Below are 16,585 nucleotides of genomic sequence, written 5' to 3'. Positions count from 1 at the left end.
ATCAGCTCCAGTCGGGCGGGAACCCATAAAGGAAAACGCCCAGCTCATCACACAATGCCTCAATGCGCGCCTTGTCGAGCAAAAGCGCGCCTCCGGCCTCGACTCCTATCCCGGCCAGCCCACAGGCCGCGGCTTTCTCGATCGTGCCAGCCCCGATGGTCGGCAGGTCGATACGCCTTTCCTGGATCGGCTTGGGGCGTTTGACGAGTACCCCACGGCGGCGCGACGACGTCCCCCTGATTTCGGGCTCGAGCGCGGCGACCCGCTCGAGCATCCGGTCCGTGCCCTCCTGGGCCTCGACGGCAAGGACGAGACCATCACAGACAACACAGCCCTGCCCGATGTCCAGCCGCCCCATTTCCGATGCGATGCCGGCGGCCTTCTTCAAATCGGCGATCGCGCCCTCATCCGGCGCGGGCCCGTTGAGATGACCGCTGCCGGACTTCAGGGCCCCGGCTGCGTCCTCTGCTGCGATGACGTGAAAGCCTTCCTGCTCCAGTTCACTAATGATGACGCGCAGCAGGGCATCGTCCCCGTTCCGTGCGGCCTTGACGACACGGGGCAACAGCCGTGCCCCCCGCATATCCAGCCGGATGTCCTTGAAGTCGGGACGCTTGACGATGCCGGCCAGGACAACATCCTCACAGGCCTCGGCCTTCAGGCGTTTGACCAGCTTCCCGATCTGTCCGATGCCGACCGTCTCGCAGGGAAACGCTTCCAGACGCGGCTCTTCAAAACCGGCGAGCCGAAAGACATGAAACGGACGCCCGTCGGCCTCAGCCGCCTGCGCGATACTGACAGGCAAGCCCCCAAGCCCTGCAATAATTCCGAGTTTCGCCATCGGACCAGTTACTCCGGAAGGCAGAGAGAGCGGCTCTTGCTGGCACGAATGAATTCAATGATTTCGACGAGTTCCGGACAATCGCCATAGCTCTCTTCGGCGTCGGCGACGCGTTCGCTGAACGTGCCTTCCTTGGCAAACAGCATCCGGTAGGCCGCCCGTAGGTCGTGGATGGTCTGACGACTGAAGCCCCGCCGTTTCATGCCGACGATATTCAACCCCGCAAGATGCGCGTGGTTACCGATCACGGAGCCGTAAGGGATGATGTCGGCGACCACGATGGCCCCGCCGCCGACAAAGGCGTGCCGGCCGATCCGGCAGAACTGGTGAACAGCGGCCAGGCCACCCATCCAGACCTGATCGCCAACCACGATATGCCCGCCAAGGGCGACATTGTTTGCAAAAACACACTTGTCGCCAACATGGCAATCATGCGCGATATGAGCGCCGACCATCATCAGGCAGTTGTCGCCGACAGAAGTCAGCCCCCCATGCGCGGGCGACCCGCCATGAATGGTCACATGCTCCCGGATGACTGTCTGCTTGCCGATCGTGATGCGGGAAGTTCCGTCATCCTTGAAGCCGAGGATCTGCGGGGCGGTGCCAATCACAGCGCCCGGGAAGACTTCGACCTCGCTTCCAAGCTCGGTGAGCCCGGTCACGGTCGCGCGCTGATGGATCCGGCATCCGTCGCCAAGCGTCGTCTGCGCGCCGACAAAGGCAAACGCACCAACCGAGACGTCTTCGCCAAGCTGCGCCCCGTCTTCGACAATTGCGGTCGGGTGAATCTCTACACTCACTTCGCTCGCTTTCCGTCGCCTGTTTGCTTCTGGAGCCAGGCGACCTCTTTCAGCCACTGACGAATCGGTCGCGCCGGCGTACCGCCCCATTTATCGCCCGGGGGAATTTCACGGAAGACCCCAGCCGATGCGGCGATCTGGGCACCTGCCCCGATTTTAACATGGTCGGCGATCCCGACACGTCCCCCCAGCATGGCGCCATCACCAATGGTCACACTGCCGGAAATGCCACCGAAAGAGGCGACGAGAACGCTCCGGCCGAGAACGACATTGTGCCCGATCTGGCAGAGATTATCGATCTTGGCATGTTCGCCAATGATCGTGTCATCGAATGCGCCACGGTCGATGCAGGTATTGGCCCCGACCGTCACATGGTCCTGGATGATCACACGGCCATATTGAGGGGCGTCCTCGGCCCCATTTGGCCCGGCCGTTACGCCGAAGCCGCTTTCACCGATCCGCGCGCCGGCATAGATCTTCACCTGATTGCCGATGAGGGCACACTGAACCGAGGCATTTGCCCCGATCTCGCAATCCCGGCCGATCTGGACGCCAGGCCCGATAACGGCATTCGGACCGATCACGGTCTGCTCACCGATAGCCGCGCCGGGCGCGACATAGGCCCCGGGCGCGATCCGGGCCGTTTCATGGATGTTGGTTTGCACGTCCGCCTGCGGTTGATCCGTCCAGCTGCGCAAGCGAAGGAGGCTGCCTGCCGCCAAAGTATGCGCTGAGCGCGGCATCGCCACGCTTAGCGCGACGACCCCCGCCGGAAGCGCCTCCACGTATTTCTCCTGGACGAAGCAGGCCACCGCCGTCGGGCTGATATCACCTTCAGCCGGCGGCTTGGCGCCATCGAAGTAACAGACTTCGCCGCGCCGGGCATTGTGGGCGGCGGACACGCCGGTCACTTGTGCCGTGCTGTCCCCGTGAACTGCCGCGCCTGTCAGCGTAGCAAGGTCGCTCACCGAGACCGGACCCAGCAATTCGTAGAACCGGCGGTCTATAGACATGGCTACTGCTGGGGCTGTTGTGTCTGGATCTTCTGGCGAACCACGTTCACCGTCGAGAGCTTTGCGTCCATCTTGCTGATGACAAGATCCGTCGCATCGACAGAAGGAGACGCATAGATGGCGTCAGAGCGATCAAGAATGACATCGGCCCCCTTCTCGGCGACAACCTCCTGAAGCACAGGCTGCATGGCCGAGAAGAACTGGTTCCAGGCGGCGCGTTCCGTTGCCTGCAGCTCAGCCGAGGCAATCTTGCGCCGCCGGTTGAAGGCCTGAGCCTTCTGGGCGAACTGCTCCACCTCGGTGCGCAGCGCGTCGTCGGCAGCGATGGCGTCCATCGTCATGTTGGCCGTCTTCGCATCAAGCGCCTGACCTTCGGTAGCCAGCGAGTCCTGCGTCGGCTTGAGTTCCGATTGCATGGTTTGCTCGATTGCGTTGACTTTCGAGATGATATCCTTGCCGCCAGCGCTTTCCTGCATGATGCGGGATTGATCGATAACGACGACATTCGTCCCCTGCGCCGCGGCAATTGGGGCAGCGACAGTGGTGCCCGTGAAGGCAAGGGCGAAGGCTGCCAGCGCAGCTTTAATCAGTTTCATCAGTTCCTCCTCAGAACATATCAGAATCGAGTCGATGTGCTGAACCGGAAGGTTTCGGTCCGGTCATACTCTTCTTTTCGAAGGATTTGCGAGAAATCGAACCGGATCGGCCCGAACGGTGAATCCCAGCCAATAGAAAGACCTGCCGACGCGCGAAGCCCCATCGCATCCTTCGTCAACTCCACAGCCGTCGTGCCCGGCGTGGTGGTCGGCACGATGCGGGCTTCGTCGACATCGACGTCATCAAGGATACCAACGGACCCGGCTTCAACGAACAGCGCCGTGTCGATCCCGTATTCCTCAGGGAGGAAGTTGGGAACGGTCAGCTCAAGTGTACCCTGATAGTACGCCTTGCCGCCGAGGGCGTTCAGCTTACGCAGCCTGACGGTATTGCCCTCGTCATCCACTTCGCGGCGGATAAGGCGCGGGCCGAGGCCGGCCACGTCAAAGCCGCGGAAAGTGGAGCCGCCACGGAAGAAACGGTTGTTGATCCGGATCCCGTCATTATTGCCAATCGGTTCGATATAACCGGCGGAAACGCGGGCGCTGGCGCGGACACCCTTGAAGATGCCCTTATAGGTCGCACCGGACACTTCCGTACGGATGAACTTCACATCGCCACCGACACCGGCGAAATCCTGGCTGAGCGACATATCGAAACCGCCCGTCGGCTCGATCGGATCGTTCCGGCGGTCCCAGTTGAACGTATAGCCGACGATGGAAGAGATCTCCGCCCGCTCATTACGGCAGTTGCGCGAACGATTCACATAGGCCGCGTCACAGATATCGACGACGGACGTATTGGGCGGCAGAGGATCCTCATTCGGCGAAATGGCTACCTCGCGCGTGATGTCGTCAGAGGGGTCATCCGGCGTACCATTATCGTCCGTAATGGTCTCGGTCGCCTGGGTACCATCCGTATTGATGACGATTGGCCGATCGGTGAAATCAAGCTCGTCGGATTGCAGCCGGTAGCGGACACCGAAATTCGTGTTCTCCGAAAGCGGGAACCCGAAATTGACCCCGGCGCCGATCGTATCCGTCTTGAAGCCACCAAAGCTGATGTCGGCAAAGTCCGAACGCGTCGAGAACAGGTCGATACCGGCGGCCAGGTTCCGGTCGAGGAAACGCGGTTCGCGGAATCGCAGATCGATATATTGCTGGCGCTTCGAGGCCGACACCCGGGCAATCACTGTTTGCCCCCGGCCGCGAAGGTTGCGCTGGGAGACGCTGACATCGAACAGGAATGCGTCGACCGATGAGTAACCTGCCGCAAAGGAGAGTTCGCCGGTCGGCTGCTCCTGAACGGCGACATCCACCACCGTCTTGTCCGGTGCGGAGCCAGCGCTCTCCGAGATCTCCACTTCCTTGAAGTAACCGAGCGCGCGCACCCGGTTGCGCGACCGGTCCAGCAGGACGCGGTTGAAGGCATCGCCTTCGGCAACCCGCAACTCGCGACGGATGACACGGTCAAGCGTGGCCGTGTTGCCGGTGATATTGATGCGTTCGATATAGACGCGCGGGCCTTCGTCGAGGGCGAAGGTAACGTTCACACGGTTGGTCTCCGGGTCCGGATCCAGCTGTGGCGTGATATCGACAAAGGCGTAGCCCGCGACACCGGCCGCATAGGTCAGCGTATCGATCGCATTCTCGATCTGGTCCCCCCGGAAAAGGTCGCCTTCCTGGATGGAGATGGCCCGGCGCAGCCCTTCGGCATTGAGCTTGTCGAGCTCGGTCTCGACTTTCACTTCGCCGTAATTGTACTGGTCGCCCTCTTCCACCGTATAGGTGATGTAGAAGTCTTCCTGGTCCGGTGTCAGGTCGGCCACAGCGGAGACAACCCGGAAGTCATAATAGCCATTGTTCTGGTAGAACTGACGCAGCAACTCGCGGTCATATTCAAGACGACCGGGGTCATAGTTGTCGTTCGAACTGAAAAAGCGCCACCAGCGCGACTGGCGCGTCACGATTTCGCTGCGCAGGCGACGGTCCGAATAGGACTCGTTGCCAATGAAGTTGATCGACCGGACCCCGGTGACCGGGCCCTCATTGATCACGAAGACCAGATCCACACGGTTCTGCTCGAGCGGCTTGTATTGCGGCTCCACACTGGCGGCGAAGCGGCCCGATTGCCGATAGAGCTCAAGAATGCGCTGCACATCGGATTGCACACGCGCCGCGGTGAAAATGCCGCGCGGGGCCACCTCGATTTCCTCGCGCAGCTTGTCATCATCCAGCGCGCTGTTGCCCTCGAAAATAACCCGGTTGATGATCGGGTTCTCGACCACACGCACAACCAGATCCGAGCCTGACTTCTCGAAGGAAGCATCGGCAAACAGCCCGGTCGCGAAAAGTGTCTTGAGCGAGAGGTCAATGCGTTCGCGGTCGAACGGGTCGCCGGGTTCCACGAGGAGGTAGGACTGGATCGTCCGGTCCTCGATGCGCTGATTCCCCTCAACGCGAATCGAGCGGATCGTCCCTCCCGGGTTGACGGTCTGCGCATTCGCCGTGAGCCCCGAACCAGGCATGACAGTCAGACCAAACAGTCCTGCAAAGCTCAATATAAATGCGGCGAATACGGATCGCATGTGTACTCTCTCAATAAATGGTAGAGGTCGGCTATCAGCCTCGTGCGGCGTTGAACAGCCCTGTTTCCAGTACGTCGCCCCACGTGATGAACACGAACATTCCCAGCAACAAGACCATCCCTGCCATCAATGCACCCTCTTGAATCCGGGCCGGCAACGGTTTGCCAGCTACAGCTTCATAGCAATTGAAAACGATGTGACCACCATCGAGTACAGGAAATGGAAGTAAATTAAAGAATCCGATTCCGACAGAAACGGCGGCACAGATGCCGACCATGTTCCAGAAAAGCGCCTGAATACGGTCCCAGAACGGCACATGCTCGGCTTCCATGGTCCGATTGACGATTCGCCGGCTGACATCACCGATTGCGACCGGGCCACTAAGAGTACTGACATCTTCCTTGCCCGTAACCATGCGTCCGATCAGATTGGTCGTCATGGTCACGGTCGACCAGGTCTGCTCACCGCCCTTCCACAGGGCTTCAGCCGGGTTGTAGCGGATATGCTGGGTCGAATCCGGGATAACGCTCATGGCCACGCCGATCGTCCCCATGCGCTGCACCTGCCCAACAGCGTTCTCACGCATCTGTGCGCGCGGCGTCACAGTCAGGTCCACGGTCTGGTCATCGCGCAGGACCTGCATCTCCAGCGGTGTCTCGGTCGAATACGCCACAGCCGTCTGGATCTGGCCCGCATTGGTAACTTCCTTGCCATCCACGGAAACAAGGATGTCCCCGGCCTGCATGCCGGCTTCTGCCGCAGCGCCGTCCTCTGCCACCGACGCAATCGCGACACGGTTTTCATAGGCACCGTTGACGAAATACATGAAAGCGAACAGCAGGACGGCTAGGATAAAGTTTGCCGCCGGCCCGGCAGCCGCCACAATTGTCCGCGCCCCGACACCAACCTCATTATAGGGCTTGCCGACGGGGCCTTGTTCCACGCGGCCGACATCGCCCGGCATCTGGCTTTCCCCGACAAACTTCACAAAGCCGCCGAGCGGGATCCAGTTCACGCGCCAGCGCGTGCCGCGCCGGTCGGTGCGTTCGTAAATGGGCTTTCCAAAGCCGACCGAGAACGACTCCACAGCGGCACCGAAAAAGCGTCCCGCGAAATAGTGGCCAAGCTCATGGATGACGACCACGATGCCCAGAAGGAAGACAAGGCTCAGAATAAAAACGGGTACCTGACCAAGGGCATCCATCATTGAACATTACTCCTCATCTGTTCCCGGGCCTTCTCAATGAGCGTGCCACAAAGACGGCGGGTCTCGCCGTCAACGTTGCGTACATCGGAAAGGCTCTCGATACCGGCGGATCCGGTATTGGTCCCTCCCGCCTGTTCGAGCGCGTCTTCCACGATCCAGCTGATATCGGTAAACCGGCATTCGCCCGACAGGAAAGCCTCAACAGCACACTCATTTGCGGCATTCATGACAACAGGGGCCGAACCGCCGGCTTGTAACGCCTGTCGAGCCAACCGGATTGCCGGGAAACGCGCGTCATCGACGGCCTGGAAGTCAAGCTGCCCCAAGGCGGCAAGGTCCAGCCTCGAGACCTCCGTGGGCAACCGGCGTTCGGGCCAGGACAGGGAATGAGCGATCGGTGTCTTCATGTCGGGCACGCCCAGCTGTGCAAGGACCGAACCATCCCGGTAGGCGACGAGTGAATGGACGATGGACTGGGGATGTACCAGGACATCGATCTGCTCTTCGGGAACATCGAACAGGTATGAAGCCTCGATGAGCTCGAGCGCCTTGTTCACGAAGGTGGCACTGTCCACCGAGATCTTGCGCCCCATCGACCAGCGCGGATGATCGCACGCCTGATCCGGTGTTACCGTGTGCAGGCTGTCGAGAGGCGTGTTCAGGAACGGGCCGCCTGATGCCGTCAGGAGCAGACGTTCAACGTCGTCCCGGCGCTCAAGCACCTGAAAGATCGCATTATGCTCTGAATCGGTCGGCACAATGGCCGCCCCCGACGCCTTGGCAACGCGCTTCAGGAGCGGCCCCGCACAGACCATGCTCTCCTTGTTGGCGAGCGCCACACCGTTGCTGGCTGCAAGGGCCGCATGGGTCGATTCCAGGCCTGCAAAACCGACAATCGCCGCGACGAACCTGTCGACAGGCGCGCTGGCAACGTCCGTAATGGCATCATGTCCTGCCGCGGCTTCAACGCCAGAGCCGCTCAACCGCTCCTTCAGCTCTTCATACAGCGTGGCATCGCCAATGACGGCGACCTTCGCCTCGAAGGCAATCGCCTGCTTGGCAAGCCGCTCCACATCGCGATGCGCCGTCAGAGCATGGATCTCGAAGCAGCGTTCGCTGGAAAGGGCGTTGGCGTGTTCGACGACCGAAAGCGCCGAACGGCCAACCGACCCCGTTGAACCGGCAATGGAGAGCGTTCTGGTCATGGCTATGCGTCCAGTCCAAGTATCTCCGGCACCGTGCCAAACAGGACGAAAACCACAACCGCCATGATGCAGACCATGCCAAGACCGTCGACACGGTCCATGACACCGCCATGACCGGGCACGAGATCACTGCTGTCTTTTACGCCGTAACGCCGCTTCAGCGAGGATTCGAACAGATCGCCCCATTGGGCAAGAAACGACATCAGAAGCCCGGCAAACAGCCATGGCAGACGCGGCGCATCCATAAGCCCGGCAGCGATAAGTCCGCACAGGCCGCTACAGAGAAGGCCACCCAGCGCGCCGCTCCAGGTTTTGGACGGCGAATCCTTCGGCGACAGTGGCGGCCCGCCAAAACCGCGGCCGGCAAAATATGCCCCGGAATCGGACGCCCAGACCGTCCCCATCGCGATCAGCGCCGCGGCCTGACCATTCCACGCCCCGTCCCGCAGCAGGTACATGGATAGCGGCAGGCCAGCCGCATAAAAGATACCGAGCGCGCCGACCATGCGCTCGGAAACCCGCGAGGGATGGAGCAGAAGAACGAGAGCGGCACAGGCCAGCATCACAAGAAGGGCAACTTCCCGGTCGACGAACGGCATGGCGAGCGACGGCAAAGCGCAGAAAAAGGCTGTCACCGGCATGATGGGCGAAGCGGTCATACGCGCCCACTCAAAGCCCATTATGCCGCCGAACACGGCACAGGATATGGCAAGGATCGGCCCGCCCGTCGAAACGACGTAAAGCGCGAAAGGGATAAGAACAGCAGCCGAAAGAAGCCGGAGAAGAAGCTCCCGCATCTTGTCGTTCGCCGGCGAGGAGGCCGTCATGTCAGGCCGCCCCGGATTTGAGCCCGCCAAACCGGCGGTCACGCGAGGCAAAGGTCTCGAGCGCCTCGTTCAATGAGTGCTCACCGAACTCCGGCCAGAGGACATCCATGAAGACAAGCTCCGTGTAAGCGGATTGCCAGACAAGGAAGTTGCTGAGGCGCCGCTCTTCCCCCGTCCGGATGATAAGATCCGGGTCCGGAAATCCCGACGTGTCGAGGCGCGACGATATCATGGCCTCATCAATCGCTTCAGGCTCGATACGCCCGGCCCTTGCATCCTCGGCCAGGCCACGCACCGCGCGCGTGATTTCCTCACGCCCGCCATAATTAAAGGCAATGCCGAGATTGAAGCGCGTATTGTCCCTGGTTTCCTCAAGCGCCCGGTCGAGCAACGCATCCACGTCCTCGGGCAATCCTTCGCGCGTACCGAAGACACTGATCCGGACCCCTTCGCTTTTCAGCCGTTTGAGGTCCTGGTTCATGAAGGTTTTCAGCAAGGCGAAAAGCGCACTGACCTCAGAAAAAGGCCGCCGCCAATTCTCCGTCGAGAAGGAATAGACGGTCAGATATTCAAGCCCGGTTTTCTGGGCCGCCTTCACCGTTCGCCTGAGCGCTTCGACGCCGCGTTCATGCCCGACAGGCCGAGGCATGCCGTACTGCGCAGCCCAACGGCCATTGCCGTCCATGATGATGCCGACATGGCGCGGAAGTTTGCCATTGCCCTCTTCCGTAGCCTGGCGTGCAGAGTCAGATGAAGCGCGCGAAAGCGTCAAACCTGCATGATCTCCGCTTCTTTGGATTTAAGGATCTCGTCGATACGCGCGATGTGCGAATCCGTGAGCTTCTGAACCTCTTCGGCAAGGCCACGAGCCTTGTCCTCACTGATTTCGCCGTCTTTCTCGGCCTTCTTCAGCTGGTCCATGCCATCGCGGCGCACATTGCGAACCGCAACCCGGGCCTGTTCGGAATACTTGCCGGCGAGCTTGCTCAGCTCCGTGCGGCGCTCCTCATTGAGAACCGGGATCGGAATACGAAGATTGTTGCCATCCACGACAGGGTTGAGACCAAGCCCAGACTCCCGGATCGCCTTGTCGGCCGCGCCGACGACGGACTTGTCCCAGATATTGACCGCCAGCGTGCGGGCATCGAGGACGGAAACGGATCCAACCTGGTTGAGGGGCATGCTGGCACCGTAGGCCGGCACCATGACCGAATCGAGGAGATTGACCGAGGCGCGCCCGGTCCGCAGCCCTGCAAGATCTGACTGAAGAGAGGTAATGGCGCCATCCATGCGGCGCTCGATATCTTTTTTGTCTAGGCTCATGACTAGTGTTCTCGCATTTTAGGAAATAGTCGTCGATGTTCCCTTGCCGCTCAGCACCTCCTGCAAGGCACCTTTCTTGTGCAGGGAAAATACCACGATCGGGATGTTGGTGTCTCGCATCAGACTGACGGCGGAAGCATCCATCACCTTGAGGTCCCGCGCGAGGACTTCCTGATAGCCAAGCTGATCGTAGCGAACGGCATTGGCATCCTTCTTCGGGTCGGCCGAATAGACCCCGTCCACCTGCGTGCCTTTGAACATGGCATCACAGTTCATTTCCGCTGCGCGCAAGGCCGCGCCGGTATCTGTCGTGAAATAGGGATTGCCCGTGCCGGCTGCGAAGACGACGACCCGCCCCTTTTCCATGTGGCGGATGGCCCGGCGGCGGATATAGGGCTCACACACCGTATTCATCGGAATGGCCGACTGAACCCGGGTCGGTACGCCGATCTGTTCCAGCGCGCTTTGCATCGCCAGGGCATTCATGACGGTCGCCAGCATACCCATGGAGTCGGCCTGGGCCCGCTCCATGCCGTTGGCGGCCCCCTGCAGGCCACGGAAGATATTCCCTCCGCCGATGACAACGCAAAGCTCGACGCCCGTTGCCTCGACGGCCGAGGCCATCTCTTCTGCGAATTTGATGCAGGTCGGCATGTGAATGCCAAACTCGGCCGGCCCCATCAGGGCCTCGCCGGACAGTTTCAAGAGCACGCGTTTATAAACTGGCTCGTCAGAACTTTCTGTATCTGCTGGCATTCCAAACTCCCAAGGCCATCTGCTCGTAAAGGATTCCCGGCTGCCTGTCATGGGCAGCCGGGATCTTTCAGTTCAGATTGTGTGGCCTAGGAGCCGGAGGTCATGGAAGCGACTTCTGCAGCGAAGTCGTCTTCTTCCTTCTCGATGCCCTCACCCAGCGTGAAGCGAACGAAGCCAATCAGCTTGGCGCCTTCACTGTCGATGTACTGGCCGACCGTCTGGTCCGGATCCATGACGAAGGGCTGCTCGACAAGGACGACTTCCTTGTAGAACTTTTTCAGGCGACCCTCGATCATCTTTTCGATGACATTGTCCGGCTTGCCGCTTTCCTTGGCCTGATCGGTGAGAACCTGACGCTCACGCTCGATCAGTTCCGGGTCGAGATCGTCGGTGGTCGCCGAAGCCGGGCTGGTGGCCGCAACGTGCATGGCGACCTTGCGGGCCGCGTCAGCCATCTTGTCGCCATCGCCACCTTCCAGCGCGACCAGAACGCCGATCTTGCCCATATTCGGAGCTTCGGCGCTGTGCACATAAGCGGCAACCTGACCGTTCGGCGCCGACAGCTTGGCCGTGCGGCGCAGGGTCATGTTCTCGCCAATTGTCGCAACGAGGCCGGTGATCATGTCATTGACCGTGCCGTCACCCGACGGAGCCTTCGCGTTCTGGAGCGCCTCGATCGAGCCGTCCGTTTCGAGCGCGGTATTGGCGATCTGCGTCAGAGCCGACTGGAACTTCTCGTTGCGGGCAACGAAGTCGGTTTCAGCGTTCAGCTCGACGAGCGCGCCGGTCTTGCCGTCATCGGCAAGCACAGCCGCCACCAGACCGTCGGCCGCCGTGCGGCCGGACTTCTTGGCAGCCTTGGACAGGCCCTTGGCGCGCAGCCAGTCGATTGCGGCTTCCACATCGCCGTCATTTTCGACCAGTGCTTTTTTTGCATCCATCATACCCGCGCCAGTGCGGTCGCGCAGGTCCTTGACCAGAGCGGCGGTGATCTGTGCCATCTCGAAGATCCTTTTAGAGTGTGGTTGGAATTCAGCCTTCGGCCTTGACTTCCTTGCCCTCTTCCGGGCTGTCGCCAGCGGCCTCTTCGGCTACGGCAACGTCCGCCTCGGTGAGCGCTTCGACATCTTCCGCCTCGCCAAGATCGATGCCCAGGCCGGCAGAGGATTCCGCCAGGCCATCGAGGACAGCATCGGCAACGAGGTTGCAGTAAAGCGAAATCGAGCGCGCAGCATCGTCATTGCCCGGGAACGGGAAGTCGACATCGTCCGGATCGCAGTTCGTATCGATCACGGCCACAACCGGGATGCCCAGCTTCTTGGCTTCCTTGATCGCGATCTGCTCCTTGTTCGTGTCGATGACGAACATCAGGCTCGGCAGGCCACCCATATTGGCGATACCACCAAGGGCGCGGTCCAGCTTGTCACGCTCGCGCTCGACGACCAGAAGCTCTTTCTTGGTCAGGCCGGAGCCCTCCCGGTCAGACAGGATCTCGTCAAGTTCGCGCAGGCGTTTGATCGATTTGGAAACGGTCGTCCAGTTGGTCAGCGTGCCGCCGAGCCAACGATGGTTCATGTAATACTGAGCGCAGCGCTGTGCAGCTTCCGCGACCGGCTGTGCGGCCTGGCGCTTGGTGCCAACGAACAGAACACGCCCCCCTTGGGCAACGGTATCGCGCACTTGGACAAGCGCCTGGTGCAGCAGCGGAACCGTCTTCGACAGGTCCATGATGTGGATACCCGCGCGGTCGCCATAGATGAATTGCTTCATCTTCGGGTTCCAGCGGTGGGTTTGGTGACCAAAGTGCACGCCAGCTTCCAGCAGCTGGCGCATGGAGAATTCAGGCAAAGCCATATCAGTTTTCCTCTTCCGGTTGACCGGCACGGACGTTATTGGCCTCAAACCATAGAGACCAACACCGGATAGCCCGCGCATCGGGGTTGATGGGGCTGGCTTATACAAATTTTGGGCGTAGACGCAACAGGCCTTGTTCAGGCCGCACGCGTGTCGACCCGGGCGACACCGGAGGCCATCTTAAGGGCTCTGAGGGCTTCAAGTCCCGTGGCATACGTGTCTGGCAGTTTCATTGTCACAGTCCGGCCGTCTTCAAGCGGCAATTCCAGGAAGATGCTCCCCCGGTCCGCGCCCGGCACGGTGGTGAGCCGTTCGGCCACAGCCGCAAGTTCGGCATAATTGGCGCCCCGCGACAACTGCACGACCAGCGCCTTCGCCTTCTTGCCGATGCGGGCCTTGTCGATCGGTTTGACCTGCTTGGCCGACAGCCGGATCTCCTCGTCCTGCCGGCGCACATTTACCGTGATATAGATGCTGTTGCCGGCCTCCAGAAGGTGACGGTAATTATCGAGCACCTCCGGCATGACCATCAGCTCGACCTCGCCAGTCGGGTCAGACAGGGTCAGGAAGGCGAACTTTCCGCCCGAGCGCGCAAGTTTTTCGACGCGGCGGCGCACCACACCGATCAGCTCAAGCGGCCGGCCATCCTCGGCATTGTCCGCGATCTCGGCGGTCAGCGTGATCCGGCCATCTTCCAGACTGTCCAGGACATCGTCGAGCGGGTGCCCGCTGAGATAAAAGCCTGTCGCAGCAAATTCCTCATCGAGCTTCTGCTGCCCGTTCCAGGCAGAAACTTCCGGCAGTGCGGTTCTGACAGACGGTTCGGCGTCCCCGAAAAGCCCCACCTGTCCACCGGCACGGTCCTCCGCCGCAGACACGGCCGCCGCAGCCAGAAGCGGCGCGGCTGCCAGCGCACTGGCCCGGTTCTCCACAAGTGGCTCGAAGGCCCCTGCGCGCGCCAGCTGCTCGATGCATTTCTTGTTCACCGATTTCGGGTCGACCCGTTCGGCAAAGTCGTGAAGCGACTCGAATGGGCCATTGGCTTCGCGCTCGGCCTGAACATGCTTCATCGCCTCGAGCCCAACGCCCTTCAGCGCCCCGAGCGCATAGACCAGCCCGCCGTCCTGCACATCGAAGTCGGCGGTCGAACGATTGATATCCGGCTGGATGACCGGCAGCTGAAGCCGCTTGGCTTCCTGGACGAAGGCCGCCAGCTTGTCGGTATTATGGATATCGAGGCTCATCGAAGCGGCCAGGAACTCGACCGGGAAGTGGCGCTTCAGATAGGCCGTCTGATAGCCGATCAGGGCGTAAGCAGCGGCGTGTGACTTGTTGAAGCCATAGCCGGCGAACTTCTCCATCGTATCGAAGATCTCATTGGCCAGCGGCGCGTCGATACCCTTCAGCTCCTTGGCGCCCTTGATGAAACGCTCGCGCTGGGCGACCATCTCCTCAACTTTCTTCTTGCCCATGGCACGGCGCAGAAGGTCAGCCTCGCCAAGCGAATAGCCGGCAATTTCCTGCGCCATCCGCATGACCTGCTCCTGATAGACAGGCACGCCATAGGTCGCCTCGAGAATGGGTTCGAGATCGGGGTGCTGGTAGCGGATGCTGGCGGGATCTTCCTTGCCCTGCACATAGACCGGGATGTTGTCCATCGGACCCGGCCGGTAGAGCGAGATGATGGCAATCACGTCTTCAATGTTGTGTGGGCGGACCTTGCGCAGCGTGTCGCGCATGCCCTGCCCTTCCAGCTGGAAGACACCGAGCGTCTGGCCGCTGGCCATCAACTCATAGCTTTCCGGATCGTTCATCGCCGCCCATTCCGGGCCGACATCGCGCCCGTCCCGGCGGATGAATTTCAGGGCGCGGTCGATGACGGTCAGCGTTTTCAGACCCAGGAAGTCGAACTTCACGAGACCCGCCGATTCCGCCCACTTCATGTTGAACTGGGTGGCCGGCAGGTCAGAGCGCGGATCGTTGTAGAGCGGGACCAGCTCGGTCAGCGGGCGGTCGCCGATCACAACGCCAGCGGCGTGCGTGCCCGCATTCCGGTAGAGACCTTCCAGCGCCAGCGCCGTTTCCAGCAGTTCGCCAACGCGTGGATCCTGGGCGATTTCGTCCTGGAATTTCGGTTCGTCGTCGATGGCTTCCTGCAGCTTGGGCGGATTGGCCGGATTGAACGGGATCAGCTTGGCCAGCCGGTCGACCTGGCCGTAAGGCATCTGCATCACGCGGCCCACATCGCGAACGACAGCCTTCGCCTGCAGTGTACCGAACGTGATGATGGCAGCGACACTGGCCGCGCCATACTTGTCGCGGACATAGCGGATGACCTCACCGCGCCGTTCCTGGCAGAAGTCGACGTCGAAGTCCGGCATGGACACCCGTTCAGGGTTGAGGAAGCGTTCGAACAGCAGGTCGAAGCGCAGCGGATCGAGGTCGGTGATCGTCAGCGCCCAAGCTACGACCGAGCCAGCGCCAGAGCCACGGCCCGGCCCAACCGGGATGTCCTGCTCCTTGGCCCATTTGATAAAGTCCGACACGATCAGGAAGTAGCCGGGAAAGCCCATCTTCTCAATGATGCCGAGCTCATAGGCCAGGCGGTCCTCATAGGCGCTTCTCTCGGCATAGAGTTTCGGCGCCTCGGCCAACCGATTGGCCAGGCCGTCCTGGGCCTGGATCTTCAGCTCGTCGATCTCCGAACGAGAGCCGTCGCCAAAGTTCGGCAGGATGGGCGCATGCTTGCGGGCGCGCACCGCACAGCGCTTCGCGATTTCAACCGTCGAGGCCACAGCCTCCGGAAGATCCTCGAAGAGCGCGATCATCTCATCGGAGGATTTTAGATACTGCTCCGGCGACACGCGCTGGCGGTCGTCCTGGCCGAGATACTCGCCGTTCGCGATGCACATCATGGCATCGTGCGCCTTGGCGTCGTCCGGCTTCAGGAAGCGGCAGTCATGCGTGGCCACAAGCGGAAGGTCGAGCTTGTAGGCGGCTTCGATCAGGCCGGGCTCACTGTTGGCCTCCTCAGGCGTGCCATGGCGTGTGAGCTGCACATAGCACCGGCCCGGATAGGCATCGGCAAAGGCCTGCAAGGTCTGCTCGGCTTCAGCCTGCTTGCCTTTCAGGACATATTGTGCGGCCTCGCCCTTCGAGCCGCCGGTCAGCAGGATCAGGCCGTCCGTCTTCTCGAAGAGGTAATCTCGCTTGAGACGTGGCACGCCATCCTCGGCATCGAGATAGGCCCACGAGGACAGCTCCATGAGCCGCCGGTAGCCCGTCTCATCCTGCGCATAGAGGGAAACCTGCGTGATCCATTCCTGGTGAGCGCCATCCGTCACATCGAAGCAGCACGCCATGATCGGCTGAACGCCGGCGCCCGAAAGTGCCTCGGAAATTTCCAGCGCACCGAAAAGATTGTTACGGTCCGCGACCGCCAGCGCCGGTGCCCTGTTCTCCTCCGCCCAAGCCGTCAGCGCCTTTGGCGTGATCATGCTTTCCAGCAGGGAAAAGCTTGTACGCACGGCAAGATGGATGAAAGGCGGTTGGGGCAAGCGGCATCTCCGTCGGGA

General features: G+C 61.0%; 14 protein-coding genes. All 14 read right to left on the bottom strand.

Annotated elements, in window-relative coordinates; translation table 11 throughout:
• Position 1 precedes the first annotated feature (1 nt).
• On the bottom strand, positions 2-841 hold the full coding sequence (locus B8784_RS02785) for an LpxI family protein (protein ID WP_084396096.1): 840 nt from the start codon (positions 839-841) through the stop codon (positions 2-4).
• Between the two features lie 8 nt (positions 842-849).
• Positions 850-1,641 (bottom strand): acyl-ACP--UDP-N-acetylglucosamine O-acyltransferase, encoded by a 792-nt coding sequence (gene lpxA, locus B8784_RS02780; RefSeq protein ID WP_233355939.1) that lies wholly within the window; start codon positions 1,639-1,641, stop codon positions 850-852.
• A complete protein-coding gene (gene lpxD, locus B8784_RS02775; RefSeq protein ID WP_084396095.1) occupies positions 1,638-2,654 on the bottom strand; it encodes a UDP-3-O-(3-hydroxymyristoyl)glucosamine N-acyltransferase in 1,017 nt (338 codons plus the stop codon). The genes lpxA and lpxD overlap by 4 nt, the downstream gene beginning before the upstream one ends.
• A gap of 2 nt (positions 2,655-2,656) precedes the next feature.
• A complete protein-coding gene (locus B8784_RS02770; RefSeq protein WP_084396094.1) occupies positions 2,657-3,250 on the bottom strand; it encodes an OmpH family outer membrane protein in 594 nt (197 codons plus the stop codon).
• A gap of 20 nt (positions 3,251-3,270) precedes the next feature.
• A complete protein-coding gene (gene bamA, locus B8784_RS02765) occupies positions 3,271-5,838 on the bottom strand; it encodes an outer membrane protein assembly factor BamA (protein WP_084396093.1) in 2,568 nt (855 codons plus the stop codon).
• A gap of 34 nt (positions 5,839-5,872) precedes the next feature.
• Complete coding sequence (locus B8784_RS02760; RefSeq protein WP_084396092.1) at positions 5,873-7,045, bottom strand: M50 family metallopeptidase; 1,173 nt, start codon at positions 7,043-7,045, stop codon at positions 5,873-5,875.
• Entirely contained in the window at positions 7,042-8,250 is a 1,209-nt protein-coding gene (gene dxr / locus B8784_RS02755) for a 1-deoxy-D-xylulose-5-phosphate reductoisomerase (protein ID WP_084396091.1), read from the bottom strand. The genes B8784_RS02760 and dxr overlap by 4 nt, the downstream gene beginning before the upstream one ends.
• A gap of 2 nt (positions 8,251-8,252) precedes the next feature.
• On the bottom strand, positions 8,253-9,077 hold the full coding sequence (locus B8784_RS02750) for a phosphatidate cytidylyltransferase (RefSeq protein ID WP_084396090.1): 825 nt from the start codon (positions 9,075-9,077) through the stop codon (positions 8,253-8,255).
• Between the two features lies 1 nt (position 9,078).
• A complete protein-coding gene (locus B8784_RS02745; protein ID WP_084396089.1) occupies positions 9,079-9,849 on the bottom strand; it encodes an isoprenyl transferase in 771 nt (256 codons plus the stop codon).
• Positions 9,846-10,400: a ribosome recycling factor gene (frr, locus tag B8784_RS02740; protein WP_084396088.1), complete on the bottom strand. Its 555-nt coding sequence runs from the start codon at positions 10,398-10,400 to the stop codon at positions 9,846-9,848. Before frr ends, B8784_RS02745 begins: the two co-directional genes overlap by 4 nt.
• 18 nt (positions 10,401-10,418) lie before the next feature.
• A complete protein-coding gene (pyrH, locus tag B8784_RS02735; RefSeq protein ID WP_084396087.1) occupies positions 10,419-11,156 on the bottom strand; it encodes a UMP kinase in 738 nt (245 codons plus the stop codon).
• An 86-nt stretch (positions 11,157-11,242) separates the two neighbouring features.
• The gene (gene tsf, locus B8784_RS02730) at positions 11,243-12,157 is read right to left on the bottom strand and encodes a translation elongation factor Ts (protein WP_084396086.1); all 915 of its coding nucleotides are present in this window, start codon (positions 12,155-12,157) and stop codon (positions 11,243-11,245) included.
• Between the two features lie 31 nt (positions 12,158-12,188).
• Complete coding sequence (gene rpsB / locus B8784_RS02725; RefSeq protein ID WP_084396085.1) at positions 12,189-13,010, bottom strand: 30S ribosomal protein S2; 822 nt, start codon at positions 13,008-13,010, stop codon at positions 12,189-12,191.
• A gap of 137 nt (positions 13,011-13,147) precedes the next feature.
• On the bottom strand, positions 13,148-16,567 hold the full coding sequence (gene dnaE, locus B8784_RS02720; RefSeq protein WP_084396084.1) for a DNA polymerase III subunit alpha: 3,420 nt from the start codon (positions 16,565-16,567) through the stop codon (positions 13,148-13,150).
• Positions 16,568-16,585 lie beyond the last annotated feature (18 nt).

Source organism: Henriciella aquimarina (assembly GCF_002088975.1).
GTDB lineage: Bacteria > Pseudomonadota > Alphaproteobacteria > Caulobacterales > Hyphomonadaceae > Henriciella > Henriciella aquimarina.
This window is presented reverse-complemented; position numbering and strand designations above follow the sequence as displayed.